The sequence below is a fragment of the Streptomyces sp. P1-3 genome (genome assembly GCF_050613155.1).
GTDB lineage: Bacteria > Actinomycetota > Actinomycetes > Streptomycetales > Streptomycetaceae > Streptomyces.
Genome location: NZ_CP192512.1, coordinates 1143379 through 1156978 on the forward strand (window position 1 = coordinate 1143379; position 13600 = coordinate 1156978).

General features: G+C 74.1%; 9 protein-coding genes. 1 reads left to right on the forward strand and 8 read right to left on the reverse strand.

The window, feature by feature from the left end:
* Window positions 1-376: 376 nt before the first annotated feature.
* Window positions 377-1651 (forward strand): protein kinase domain-containing protein, encoded by a 1275-nt coding sequence (locus ACQUSR_RS04895; RefSeq protein ID WP_431041283.1) that lies wholly within the window; start codon window positions 377-379, stop codon window positions 1649-1651.
* A gap of 59 nt (window positions 1652-1710) precedes the next feature.
* Here ACQUSR_RS04895 and ACQUSR_RS04900 read toward each other — a convergent pair whose 3' ends face one another.
* The 8 genes from ACQUSR_RS04900 to ACQUSR_RS04935 form a co-directional block, all read right to left on the reverse strand.
* Window positions 1711-2529, reverse strand: coding sequence for a TrmH family RNA methyltransferase (locus tag ACQUSR_RS04900; RefSeq protein WP_431041284.1), 819 nt, complete (start codon window positions 2527-2529; stop codon window positions 1711-1713).
* Window positions 2530-2573: 44 nt separating this feature from the next.
* On the reverse strand, window positions 2574-3794 hold the full coding sequence (gene cobA, locus ACQUSR_RS04905) for a uroporphyrinogen-III C-methyltransferase (protein WP_431041285.1): 1221 nt from the start codon (window positions 3792-3794) through the stop codon (window positions 2574-2576).
* A 268-nt stretch (window positions 3795-4062) separates the two neighbouring features.
* Window positions 4063-8361, reverse strand: coding sequence for a nicotinate-nucleotide--dimethylbenzimidazole phosphoribosyltransferase (cobT, locus tag ACQUSR_RS04910; protein ID WP_431041286.1), 4299 nt, complete (start codon window positions 8359-8361; stop codon window positions 4063-4065).
* Between the two features lie 242 nt (window positions 8362-8603).
* Complete coding sequence (gene cbiE, locus ACQUSR_RS04915; protein WP_431041287.1) at window positions 8604-9851, reverse strand: precorrin-6y C5,15-methyltransferase (decarboxylating) subunit CbiE; 1248 nt, start codon at window positions 9849-9851, stop codon at window positions 8604-8606.
* A gap of 87 nt (window positions 9852-9938) precedes the next feature.
* On the reverse strand, window positions 9939-10577 hold the full coding sequence (locus ACQUSR_RS04920) for a GNAT family N-acetyltransferase (protein ID WP_431041288.1): 639 nt from the start codon (window positions 10575-10577) through the stop codon (window positions 9939-9941).
* Window positions 10578-10765: 188 nt separating this feature from the next.
* A complete protein-coding gene (locus tag ACQUSR_RS04925) occupies window positions 10766-11578 on the reverse strand; it encodes a MetQ/NlpA family ABC transporter substrate-binding protein (RefSeq protein WP_431041289.1) in 813 nt (270 codons plus the stop codon).
* A 60-nt stretch (window positions 11579-11638) separates the two neighbouring features.
* Window positions 11639-12316: a methionine ABC transporter permease gene (locus ACQUSR_RS04930; RefSeq protein ID WP_431041290.1), complete on the reverse strand. Its 678-nt coding sequence runs from the start codon at window positions 12314-12316 to the stop codon at window positions 11639-11641.
* The gene (locus tag ACQUSR_RS04935; protein ID WP_431041291.1) at window positions 12313-13383 is read right to left on the reverse strand and encodes a methionine ABC transporter ATP-binding protein; all 1071 of its coding nucleotides are present in this window, start codon (window positions 13381-13383) and stop codon (window positions 12313-12315) included. The genes ACQUSR_RS04930 and ACQUSR_RS04935 overlap by 4 nt, the downstream gene beginning before the upstream one ends.
* Window positions 13384-13600 lie beyond the last annotated feature (217 nt).

Sequence of the window (13600 nt, forward strand, 5' to 3'; positions counted from 1 at the left end):
GGAGGCGCCCCCAGTGACTTCGCTCACTTCCACCGCTCCCTGCCGCACCGCCGTCCCCGCCCGGCGGCCCATCCCGTCCGCCGCCACTTGAGACGTCCGGGTCGTGTCCCCGGCACCGGTGACCGTCACCGCACGATCACCTGTCGCAGGATCAAACTCCGTTCCGCCACGGCGGCTTGGGGCCACGCGGCGCGGCACGGAGCCCGGCTCCCCCGGCTCCGGCCCACAACTCGTCGATCCCGGCGGCCTCTGACAATCCGTCGTCCGACGCATGCGCGGCCTCGCAGCACGGCGGGCCGTCAATCCGTAAGCTGTGGCTCGTCAGACGGAACGGCAGCGGAGAGTGGGGCCTCCCCACCGGAGGTAGGGGACGGACATGGCGATGATGCGGCTCCGCCGCGAGGACCCGCGTGTCGTCGGCTCGTTCCGCCTCCATCGGCGGCTCGGCGCGGGCGGCATGGGCGTGGTCTACCTCGGCTCCGACCGGCGCGGCCAGCGCGTGGCGCTGAAGGTGATCCGCCCGGATCTGGCCGAGGACCAGGAGTTCCGGTCGCGGTTCGCTCGCGAGGTGTCGGCGGCGCGCCGGATCCGCGGTGGCTGTACGGCCCGGCTGGTGGCCGCCGATCTGGACGCGGAACGGCCCTGGTTCGCCACCCAGTACGTCCCGGGGCCGTCCCTGCACGACAAGATCAACGAGGCGGGCCCGCTGCCCGCCGCGCAGGTCGCGTCGATCGGTTCGGCCCTGGCCGAGGGGCTGTTGGCGGTCCATGACGCGGGGGTGGTGCACCGTGATCTGAAGCCGTCGAACATCCTGCTGTCCCCCAAGGGGCCGCGGATCATCGACTTCGGCATCGCCTGGGCCACCGGTGCCAGCACGCTGACGCACGTCGGCACGGCGGTCGGCTCCCCCGGTTTCCTCGCCCCCGAGCAGGTGCGCGGTGCGGCGGTGACCCCGGCCACGGACGTCTTCGCGCTGGGCGCCACCCTCGCGTACGCGGCGACCTCCGACACCCCGTTCGGGCACGGCAGTTCCGAGGTGATGCTCTACCGCGTGGTGCACGAGGAGCCGCAGCTGATGGCGGTGCCCGACGCGCTCGCCCCGCTGATCCACGCCTGCCTGGCCAAGGCCCCGGAGGACCGACCCAGCACGCTCCAGCTGTCGCTGCGGTTGAAGGAGATCGCGGCCCGCGAGGCACACGGGGTGCAGGACACCCGCGCGCCGGGCCCGCGGCAGCATCCGGAGCGGCCGACCGGGCGGCGTGCCGACGAGTACGCGCGGCAGCGCACCGAGCGCCGTCCCGAGGAAGGGGCGACGCCACGCCCCCAGGGCGCCACCCGGACGACGCCCGGGCGAGGATCACGCCCACCCGCGCCCCGCTCGGGATCGCGCACGGCACCGGGCAGCCGTCCGGGCGGGCGTACTCCGGTACAGCGTCCCGGGCGGCGGCCTCCGGCGCGTACCGGCTCCGGCGGCCGCCGCCCGGCCGGCCCGAACCGCCGGTTGCTGCGCCAGCGGCTGATCGTCTTCATCGTGGTGACGCTGCTGGCGGCACTCGGCATCGGAGCGGCGCAGGGCTGCCAGGGCCCGGTGGACGGACTGCTCGACCGGCGACCCGCTCCGACGGCTCCCGAGACCCCCGGCGGGCTCTGAGGGAGCCGCTCCCCTGATGACGGTCAGGCCTGCGGCACGGTTCAGACCCGCGGCGCGGTTCAGTCCCGCGGTCGGCCGGCGGTGACCGCGTAGAACGCGACGGCCGCGGCGGCGCCCACGTTCAGGGAGTCGACGCCGTGGGCCATCGGGATCCGGACCCACTCGTCGGCCGCCATCAGCGCCTGCCGGGACAGCCCCTCCCCCTCCGCGCCCAGCATCAGCGCGACCCGGTCCAGCCGGTGCGGGGCGGCCTCGTCCATGGCGGTGGCCTTCTGGTCGGGGGTGAGCGCCAGCAGGGTGAACCCGGCGTCGCGCACCGCGTCCAGACCGCGCGGCCAGGTCTCCAGGCGCGCGTACGGCACCGAGAACACCGCCCCCATGGACACCTTGACCGACCGCCGGTACAGCGGGTCCGCGCAGTCCGGTGAGAGCAGCACCGCGTCCATACCCAGCGCGGCGGCGCTGCGGAAGATGGCGCCGATGTTGGTGTGGTCGTTGACCGACTCCATGATGACGACGCGGCGCGCCGCGGACAGCAGCGTCCCGGCGTCCGGCAGGGGCTTGCGCTGCATGGAGGCGAGCGCGCCGCGGTGGACGTGATAGCCCGTCACCCGCTCGGCCAGGTCCGGGCTGACCGCGTACACCGGCGCCGGAACCTCGTCGATGACGTCGCGCATGACGTCGACCCACTTGGCCGACAGCAGCATCGAGCGCATCTCGTACCCGGCCTGCCGGGCACGCCGGATCACCTTCTCGCCCTCGGCGATGAACAGCCCTTCGGCGGGCTCGCGCTGCCGGCGCAGCTCCACGTCGGTCAGGCCGAGGTAATCGCTCAGGCGCGGGTCGCCGGGGTCGTCGACGGTGATGAGTTCAGCCACAGGGTGATACTGCCTTGTCCTGGTTGTGGTGCCAACGCCGAGTATTACCGGCGGTTACGCGGTCCGACGGCGACGACGTCGCCGATCACGATCACGGCGGGCGGGCGTACGCCCTCGGCGGCGACCGTCTCCCCCACCGTGGCGAGCGTCGCGTCCACCCGCCGCTGCGACGCGGTCGTCCCCTCCTGTACGACGGCGACGGGCGTGTCCCCGTCCCGGCCGTGAGCCATGAGCGCCGCGGCGATCTTGCCGATCTTCTCCACGGCCATCAGCAGCACCAGTGTGCCGCGCAGCTTGGCCAGCGCCGCCCAGTCGACCAGCGAACTCGGGTCGTCCGGCGCGACATGGCCGCTGACCACGGTGAACTCGTGCGCGACACCCCGGTGCGTGACCGGGATCCCGGCGGCGCCCGGCACGCTGATGGAGCTGGAGATGCCCGGCACCACCGTGCACGGGATCCCGGCCGCCGCCAGCGCCTCGGCCTCCTCCATGCCGCGGCCGAAGACGAACGGGTCCCCGCCCTTGAGTCGCACGACCGCCTTGCCTGCCCTCGCGTGCTCGATCAGCGCGTTGTTGATGGCCTCCTGGGCCATGAACCGGCCGTAGGGGATCTTGGCGGCGTCGATCACCTCGACGTGCGGCGGCAACTCGTCCAGCAGGTCACGCGGCCCGAGCCGGTCGGCGATGACGACGTCGGCCTCGGCGAGCAGCCGCCGCCCCCGCACGGTGATCAGATCCGGGTCGCCGGGCCCGCCGCCCACGAGTGCGACACCCGGCGTGCGGCTCCGGCGGTGCGGCGCGGCGAGCGAGCCGTCGCGCAGCCCCTCCACCACCGCGTCCCGCACGGCCGCGGAGCGACGCGGATCCTGGCCGGTCAGCACGGCCACGGTCACGCCCTCGCTGCGCCCGGTCGCCGGGGTCCACGCCGACGCGGCCTCGGCGTCGTCGCTGCGCACACACCACACCCGCCGCCGCTCCGCCTCGGCGGACGCCGCCGCGTTGGCCTCCGGGTCGTCGGTGGTGATCAGCGCGTACCAGGCGCCCTCGAAGTCGCCGTCCCGGTACTTGCGCCGCTCCCAGCGCAGTTCGCCCGCGTCGGCCATCGCCTCGACGGAGGCGGTCGCCGACGGGGACACCAGCAGGATGTCCGCACCGGAGGCGATCAGTGCCGGCAGCCGGCGCTGCGCGACCTGCCCCGCCCCGAGCACGACGACACGCCGCCCGGACAGGCGCAGTCCGACGGGGTAAGCGAAGTTCTCAGGCATGGCGGTGCGGCTCTCCTCGTACGGTTGCGCTGACCGCTGCGGCACTGAAGCGGCTGATCAAGTATGGGGCCGGCCTCCCCGGGCCCCTCCCCCGGTCCTTCTGGCGCATACCCTACGACCTGCGGCCGGCACCGCCACCCGCGACGTGGTCGGCGCTGCCTCGCGGCAGGGGAGGTACACCGGCAGGCCGGGTCTTCCCAGGCAGCCGGGGAACGGTGGAACGGGCAGGACCGCCGGTGCCCGGGGCCGGGCACCGGCGGGTCGGCGGTCAGCCCTTCTCGGTGACCCCGGCCGAATCGAACGTCGCCACCTCGTGCATCGCCCGCGCGGCGCTCTGCACCACCGGAAGCGCGAGCAGCGCGCCCGTGCCCTCCCCGAGGCGCAGATCCAGGTCGACCAGCGGCCGCAGCCCCAGCTTGGTCAGGGCCGCCCGGTGCCCGGGCTCCGCGCTGCGGTGCCCGGCGATGCACGCCGCCAGCGCCTCCGGTGCGATCGCCCGCGCCACCAGGGCGGCAGCCCCCGCGCTGACTCCGTCCAGGATCACCGGCGTACGCAAGGACGCGCCACCGAGCAGCAGACCGACGATCGCCGCGTGCTCCAGTCCGCCGATCGCCGCCAGGACGCCGATCGGGTCCGCCGGATCCGGCTGGTGCAGTTCCAGCGCGCGCCGTACGACATCGATCTTCCGGGCGTGCATCTCGTCGTTGATGCCCGTACCGCGCCCGGTGATCTCCGCCGGATCGGCACCCGTGTACACCGAGATCAGCGCGGCCGACACGGTGGTGTTGGCGATGCCCATCTCACCCGTGAGGAGCGCCTTGTTCCCGGCGGCCACCAGGTCGCGGGCGGTCTCGATGCCCACCTCGATGGCGCGCAGCACGTCCTCGCGGCTCATGGCGGGGCCGGCGGTGAAGTCGTCGGTGCCCGCACGCACCTTGCGGGGCAGCAGGCCCGGCGTACTGGGCAGATCGCCCGCGACGCCGACGTCCACCACGCACACCTCGGCGCCGACCTGGTTGGCGAAGGCGTTGCACACGGCCCCGCCGCCCAGGAAGTTGGCCACCATCTGGCTGGTGACCTCCTGCGGCCAGGCGGTGACGCCCTGGGCGTGCACCCCGTGGTCACCCGCGAAGATCGCCACGGCGGCGGGCTCCGGAATCGGCGGCGGGCACTTCCGGGACAGGCCGCTGAGCTGCGCGGAGATGATCTCCAGCATGCCGAGCGCGCCGGACGGCTTGGTCATCCGCTTCTGGCGCTCCCACGCCTCGCCGAGCGCCTTGGCGTCCAGCGGGCGGATGCCGCGGAGGGTCTCCTGGAGCAGGTCGTGCGGCTCCTCGCCGGGCAGCGCGCGCCGCCCGTACGTCTCCTCGTGGACCACCCACGACAGCGGGCGACGCTTGGCCCACCCCGCCTGCATCAGCTCCGGCTCGTCCGGGAACTCGTCCACGTACCCGACGCACAGGTAGGCCACGACCTCCAGATGCTCCGGGAGGCCCAGTGCCCGCACCATCTCGCGCTCGTCGAAGAAGCTGACCCAGCCGACACCGAGCCCCTCGGCGCGCGCGGCGAGCCAGAGGTTCTCGACGGCCAGCGCCGAGGAGTACGGCGCCATCTGCGGCTGGGTGTGCCGCCCGAGCGTGTGCCGGCCGCCGCGCGTGGGGTCGGCGGTGACGACGATGTTGACCGGGGTGTCGAGGATGGCCTCGATCTTCAGTTCCTTGAACTGCTTCGCCCGGGCCTTGGGCAGGGACTTGGCGTACGCCTCGCGCTGGCGGGTGGCCAGCTCGTGCATCGTACGGCGGGTCTCCTCGGACCGGATGACGACGAAGTCCCACGGCTGGGAGTGGCCGACGCTGGGCGCGGTGTGCGCGGCCTCCAGGACGCGCAGCAGCACCTCGTGCGGGATGGGGTCGGTCCGGAAGCCGTTGCGGATGTCGCGGCGCTCCCGCATCACCCGGTGCACGGCGGCGCGCTCGGCCTCGCCGTACCCCTCGGCGGGCGGGCCGGCGGGGGGCGCGGGCGGCTCCTCCGGCGCGTCGGGGTCCGGTCCGTCGGTGCCCGGCGCGTCGGCGGCACCGGACTCGGCGGCACCGGCTTCCGCCGACTCGCCCGGGGCTTCGGCCTCGCCTGGTGCGGCTGGCTGTTGCGCGGGCCGGGCGGCGGGCGGCTGGGCAGCGGACCCGGTGCCGTCGGCGGCGGCTTCCGCCGCGGGACCCGTGATCGCCTCGGCGGGGACCTCGCTCGAGACGTCGGTCGGAATCTCGGCCGCGGCGTCGGCGGACGTGACCTCGGCGGATCGGGCGCCGACCGCGGCCTCGGCGGACGGGGCATCGGCTCCGGCCTCGGCGGACGGGGCGTCCGCGGACGGGACGTCGGGCGCCGAGGACTCCGGTACGGGCTCGGCGGCCGCGGGGGCCGCAGCGGCGGCAGGCTCGGCTGCGGGAGCCGCGTCGGCCTCGGTGGCCCCATCCGCTGCGGGAGCGTCAGCCGCCGGGGTCTCGGGCCTTGGGGCCTCGGGCGCCTGGGCGGCCTGGACCGTCTCCGTCTCCTCGGCCGCGTGCCCCTCAGGCACGGCGGCCGGGGCGGCGGCCTCGGCACCGTCGGCGGGCCCGGCCGGGGTGTCTTCGTCTATTGACGCCACCGACTGCTGAGGCTGCGAGGCGGAACCGGCCGGAGCGACGGCCGGGGCCTCGCTCGCGGGAGCGACCTCGTCCTCGGTCACCGGCGCGGGCTCGTTCTCGGAGACGGTCGCGGGCTCGGTCACCGGCGCCGCCTCGGCGGCCTCGGCCACCTCTGCTGCCGGAGCTTCCTCGGCCGACGGAGCTTCCTCGGCCGACGGAACCGCCACGGCTTCCTGCCCGTCCTCGGCCGCGGGCTCCTGCTCGGAGCCGCTCGGGGCGGCCGCAGGCTGGGCGGCGGGGGCTTCGGCCTGCGTCACGTCGGCCGCGACCGGCTGCGCCGGTGCGGGCGCGGGCTGCTCCGGGACGGACGCAGGGGCGGGGGCGGGGGCGGGCTCACCGGCCGCCTGTGCGGGCACGAACGGGACCGCGCCCTGCGGTTCGGCTCCCGGCACGGGGGTCGCGGACTGCGGGGCCTGCGCGGACTGCTGGGCTTCGGGCACGCCACCGGGCGCCGGTTGTGCCGGTACGGCCGCCTGGGCCACCGGCACCGCCTGCGGCAGCGGCTCGGTCTGCGCCTCCGCGGCCGCGACCGACTGCACGCCCTCCGCCGGGGTACCCGGCGCGACGGACTGACCGGGCCGCGCGACGACCGCGGCCTGCGCGGGCACGACGCCAGGCTGCTCGGGCACGACGCCCGGCTGCGCGGCCACCGCCGTCTGCTCGGCTGCTACGCCCGCCTGCTCGGCCACCGCACCCGTCTGCTCGGGCAGGACGGAGCCTTCCGCCGGCTGCTGTGCGGCGACGGCGGGCGTGTCGGCGGGAACCCCGGCCGCGGGCGGCGCGGCGTCCGGCCCGGCGGCGGGCGCGTCGGCCACCGGCGCGTCCGCGGCCGCCGCCTGATCCACCGCCACCTCGGACACCGCAGGCTCAGGCAGCGACACGCCTTCAGCCACCGGCCCCCCGCTCACGTCAGCGACCGGCGCCTCGTTCACGTCAGCGACCGGCGCCTGGCTCACAGCGGCCTCCGGCGCGACCGCGTCGACGCCCTGTGCCTCGGCCCCCTGCGCCGGGGCCCCCTGTACCTCGGATCCTTGCGCCTCACCGGCAGGAGCCTCGCCCACGGGCGCGCCCGCGCCGGGCGTCTCCGCCACCGGCGCCTGGGCCACCGGCACCTGGGCCACGGGCGTCTCGGCCGCCGGCACCTGACCCACCGGTGCCGGGGCCACCGGGGGCGCCTCGGCCATCGGCATCGCGGCGCCGGGCATCTCCCCGGGCGGCGGGAGCGGTTCCACGTACACCGGTTCGGGGGCGTGCTGCGCCACCTGACCGGCCGTTTCCTCCGGTACGCCGAGCCCCTGCTGCGGGTCGCCCGGCCACGGCCCGGCGGCCATCGGCGGCAGCTCGCCGAGCTGCGGACCCGGCAGTGGCTCGGGCAGCGGCTCCGTCATCTGCGCGTCCGGCACGGCGGATTCCACGGACTGCGTGTCCAGGTACTCCGGTCCGCCGGCGGGCATGGGCGCGGCCTGCTGCGGAAGCGGCGCGCTGTGCGGCGCGACGGCCGACGCGGTGGCCGGGCCGCGGTCGGCGAGCGAGCGTACGACGCCGCCGGTGGGCGCGTCCGGCACCGGCGGGCCCATGTGCAGCGGCCGGCGGTTGGCCGCCGTTGCCTGCTGCGGTACCTGATACTGCGCCTGCTGCTCCACCCACGCGCCCTGCGCGCCCGGCATCAGCAGCTGGTCGTCCTCGTCACCGCCGGCGGGGCCGTCCTGCCGGTGTGCGACCTGCGGGTCGGGGTAGGCGTACGCCGTCGGGGCGGGCGCGCCCGGGTGCTGGAGGTGTGCGGCGTCGGCAGGGGTGTGAACGTCCGCGGAGTGCGGCGGAAGTCCGGGTTGTCCGCCTGCGTTCTCCGGCAGCCCCTCGCCCGGGACCTGGCCGGTGTCGGTCATGCGTTCCCTCGCCCATCGCTAGTGCTCAGCCAGTGCTCAGCTCGTGCTCATTCCAACCCCGCCCACAGCAAGAACGAGCGTGCGCGGTGCGCGGCACGTTGCACGTCCCCGGCCCTGCCGTACCGCGGCCCACCAAGCGGGGGGCGCATTCCGGCCATTGGCATATAAATCACCGAACACCGGGCGGCGGTACAGGCGGTACAACGATCTGCCAGCCTACCCCGCGCCCCGCTCAGCGGCGGTCATGGGTGGGGCCGGTGGCCGCAGAGCAGGAAGGCGACGGCGCGCTCCCGCTCCGCCCAGACCCGGGTGTCCATCTCGACCGACTGCAGCAGGACGCACTCCACGCCGTAGCCGCCGTCCCTGAGCGCTTCGCCGATCGCCTCGGCCTCGTCGCGGGTCGCGGCGTGGGCGACGATCCGCTCCGGGCGGCGGGCGGCGCACGCGGCGACGACGGCCGCCCCGCCGCCGCCGACCCGGACCACGTCCGGCTCCGGCAGGTCTTCCAGCACCTGCGGGGCGATGCCCTGGACGACCTGGAGCTGCACCCCGAACCGGCGGGCCAGGGCGGTGATCCGCGCACAGGACTCGGCGTCGCGGTCGACGGCGATGACGGCGGCTCCGAAGCCCGCCGTCTCGACGGCGGCCGCGCCGCTGCCCGCGCCGATGTCCCAGACCAGGTCGCCCACGCGCGGCCCGAGGCGGGCCAGTTGGGCGGCGCGCAGCTGCGGGGACTCGTGCTCGGCCGGCACGGTGGCGTACGCGGGGGCGGGCAGCGCCCAGCCCCGCACGCCCGCGGGGTAGTCCGGTTCACGGCCGGCGATCCAGCCGCCCTGGGTCTCGGGCCGGAGGTGTCCCCAGCCCTGCGCCGGCGCCGGGCGGGTGCCGGAGCCGCCGATGACGATGACCACGTTCGGGTCGCGCCAGGTGTGGTCGGCGACCTTGTCGGAGGTGAGGACGGTCACCTGCTCCCGCTGGGTGCCCAGCGCCTCGCAGATGACGAAGGTCCGGTGGACGCCCTGGAGCAGCAGCGCGAGTTCGGCGGGCCCCGCGCCGGGCGAGGTGAGCACGGCGACCTTGGTGTGGGCGCGGCAGACGTTGACCGCGCGCCGCAGGTCGCGGCTGTGGGCCACGACGACCTGGGCGTCGTCCCAGGGCATGCCCGCGCGGGCGAAGGCGGCGGCGACGGAGGAGACGGCGGGCACGACCTCGACCTCCAGGCCGTGCTGGGGGGCCCGCAGGGTGCGTACGACGCCGAAGAAGCCGGGGTCGCCGTCGGCGAGGACGACGGCGGAGCCGCGGTGCTGGGCGATCCGGCGGGCGGCGAGGTCGACGCTGCCGAGCCTGATCAGCTCCGCTCCGGGCGGTACGTCGGGCAGGGCCAGGTGGTGTGCGGCGCCGGCCACGAGGGTGGCGGCGGCGACGGCGGAGCGAGCCGCGTCGGTCAGCGGGGAACCGTCCCAACCGATCACCGTGACGCGGTCGGCCATCGTCGTGAGTCTCCCGGTTGTTCTCGCAGGCGGGTCGGGGCTTGGTTGAGCGTACCCCGGTCGGCGGAGGCCGAAGGACCGGGTATGTCAGCCCCAGTCGGCGAACGTGGCGTACCCGGCTCCGCTGAGGGGCTCCCCCACGCCGCCTTCGAGGTCCTCGGGGAGCAGGCTCCAGACGATGAGGTCGGTGCGGATGTCGGTCCAGCCGCCGTCCTCCGTCTGGGTACGGGCTATCCAGGCGTTGCGCAGGACGCCCTCGCTGACGCAGCCGACCTTCTGGGCGACCTGCTGGGACGCGGTGTTGTCGGCGGCCGTGCGCAGCTCCAGACGCTCGAACTTCTGGTCGCGGAAGAGCCAGCCCGCGACGGCCAGGACGGACTCCGAGGCGTAGCCCTCGCCGCGTGCCCAGGGGGCGGTGACGTAGGCGATCTCGCTGGACAGGCACCGCCAGTCGGTGTTGGTCAGATGAACGATGCCCACCAGGCGCTGGGTGAGGAACTCGGTGACGGCGAAGGCGATGCCGCGGCCGGAGATCCGTTCGGCGGGGGCGGTGCGGGTGATCCACTCGCGGGCGTCGGCGGCGGTGTACGGGTGCGGGGCGGAGGTCCAGGCGGTGACCAGCTCGTCGTTCATCATGTCCGTCAGTTCGGGGACGTCCGACGCGTCGAACGGGCGCAGCACCAGCCGGTCCGTGTTGATGGAGATATCCGGGAAGGTGGATGTCATGTGTCGCTCCGTTACACCAGGGCCAGGGCCATCGGGAGAGCCCAGCATGCAGCATCGGCCCTTGACGTGCAGCACGGAATGCGGCGGCCGAGGGCTCCGGTCCGGCCGGGCGGCGGCGGACGGGAGCCCTCGGCCGAGCGGGTCAGCCGCCGGAGACCGGCAGGACGGAGCCCGGGCGGGGCGCCGGATCAGAACGAGGCGATGACGGAGCCGTCGTACTTGTCCTCGATGAACTTCTTCACCTCGGGAGAGGTGAGCAGCTTGGCGAGCTTCTTGACGTCCTTGTCGTTCTCGTGGCCCTTCTTCACGGCCAGGAGGTTGCTGTTCGGGTTGTCCTTGGCGGACTCCAGCACCAGGGCGTCCTTCGCGGGCTTGAAGTCCGCCTCGATCGCGTAGTTGCCGTTGATCACGGCCGCGTCGACGTCGTCCAGGGAGCGCGGCAGCTGGGCGGGCTCCAGCTCCTTGAACTTCAGACCCTTGGGGTTCTTCTCGATGTCCTTGGGGGTGGCCTCGGTGCCCGCGCCGCTCTTGAGCTTGATGATGCCGTTCGCCTCGAGCAGCTTGAGCGCACGCGCCTCGTTCACGGCCTCGTTCGGAATGGCGACGGTCGCGCCCTTCTTGAGGTCGTCCGCCGACTTCAGCGAGCGGGAGTACAGCCCGAGGGGCTCCAGGTGGACCGAGACCACGGACACGATGTCGGTGTGGTTCTTCTTGTTGAAGTTGTCGAGGTAGGGCTGGGTCTGGAAGTAGTTGGCGTCGACCGAGCCGTCCTGGGTCGCCGTGTTCGGCGTGATGTAGTCCGTGAACTCCTTGACCTCGAGGTTGAGGCCGGCGTCCTTGGCGAGGTTGTCCTTGACGTAGGTGAGGATCTCCGCGTGCGGGACCGGGCTCGCGGCGACGACGAACGCGTCGTCGTCCTTGCCTCCTCCGCAGGCGGTGAGCCCGAGGCTGAGGGCTCCGGCGGCGAGGACGGCAGTGGTGATCTTGACAGAATTACGCACGAAAAGTGCCTTTCTCTCTTACTGGGGGGGTGCGGGGGTGGGAGTCCGCCGCGTGCGGGGTCAGGAGCCGGTGGAGGCGCGGCCCCGGTGGGACAGCAGCCGTGCGGCGAGGTCGCCCGCGAGCTGGATGAGGGAGATGACGACCGCGAGGATGGCCACGATGATCCACATCAGGTCCGACTCGAAGCGCTGGTAGCCGTAGCGGACGGCGAGGTCGCCGAGCCCGCCCGCGCCGACCGTGCCGGCCATGGCCGAGTAGCCGATGAGCGAGACGACGGTGGTGGTGGCACCGGCGATCAGCGACGGCAGCGCCTCGGGCAGCAGGACCTTGCGCACGACGGTGAAGGTGCTGCCGCCCATCGACTGGACGGCCTCGACCAGCCCGTGGTCCACCTCGCGTACGGAGGTCTCCACCAGCCGTGCGAAGAACGGGATGGCGCCGATGGCCAGCGGGACGATCGCGGCGTCCTGGCCGATCGTGGTGCCGACCACCCATCGGGTGAAGGACATCAGGGCGACCATCAGGATGATGAACGGCATCGAGCGCGCGATGTTCACCACCTGGCCGAGGACCTTGTTCACCACGGCGTTCTGCAGCAGGCCGCCACGGTCCGTCAGGACCAGCAGGACGCCGAGCGGCAGTCCGCCGAGGATGGCGATCAGGGCCGACCAGCCGACCATGTAGAGGGTCTCGTCGGACGCCTGCTCCAGCAGGGGCCGCATCTCCGACCAGGTCACTTGGCACCTTCCTTCAGCAGCGCGGGGGCGGCGGGAACGGCGGCCGCCGCGTCGGGGCGGCCGTCCTGCTCCACCACGTCCACCTGCAGGCCCTGCTCGCGCAGGTATCCGATCGGGACGACGTTCTCCTCGAAGCGGCCGGGCAGTTCGATCCGCATCCGGCCGACCTGGCGGCCCGCGACGGTGTCCATGGCGGCGCCGAGGATGGAGACGTCGACGTTGTACGTACGGGCCAGTTCGGAGATGACCGGCCGGGTCGCGGCCTCGCCCTGGAAGGTGACGTCCACGACCGTGCGGCCCGGGGCCGAGGGCTCTCCGCCGACCGGGAAGAGCGCGTGCGCCAGCTCCGAGCCGGGGGTGGCCAGCAGTTCCGCGACGGTGCCGGATTCCACGACCCGCCCGCCGCGCATCAGCGCGGCCGAGTCGCAGATCGTCTTGACCACGTCCATCTCGTGCGTGATCAGCAGCACGGTGAGCCCGAGCTGCTGGTTGAGGTCGCGCAGCAACTGGAGGATGGAGCGGGTGGTGTCGGGGTCGAGGGCGCTGGTCGCCTCGTCGGAGAGCAGCACCTTCGGGTCGCCGGCCAGCGCCCGGGCGATGCCCACGCGCTGCTTCTGGCCACCGGACAGCTGGGCGGGGTACGCCTTCGCCTTGTCGGCGAGGCCGACCAGGTCCAGCAGCTCCAGGGCCTTGCGGGAGCGCTCCTTGCCGGAGACGCCGAGGATCTCCAGCGGCAGCTCGATGTTGTCCTGCACGGTGCGCGAGGAGAGCAGGTTGAAGTGCTGGAAGACCATGCCGATGCGGGTACGCGCCCGGCGCAGGGCCTTGCCCGCGCGGGGGCCGCGACCGGCCAGTGCGGTGAGGTCCTGGCCCGCCACGGTGACCGTGCCGGAGCTGGGCCGCTCCAGGAGGTTCACGCAGCGGATGAGGGTGGACTTGCCGGCGCCGCTCTGGCCGACGACGCCGTATACCTCTCCTTCGCGGACGTGCAGGTCGACACCGTCGAGGGCGGTGACCTCGCGGCCTCGTGAGCGGTAGACCTTTGTCAGGCCCGTAGTGGTGATCACAGGGGTTTTCCGTCACTGTCGAGTGCGCGGCGGCGGTACCGCCGGGCACGGGGCATTCATTGCGAACGCGGCATGGACAGGACCCGGCGGGCGCGTGGGCGCGGCTGCGGGTTCCGTTGACGCGGGGCGCGCTATCTCGCTTCGGGGCGCGAGGTGCAGGCAGGGGCCCTCAGCAGTCACACATTCGACACATACAACGAGCACCGGGCGCTTCCAT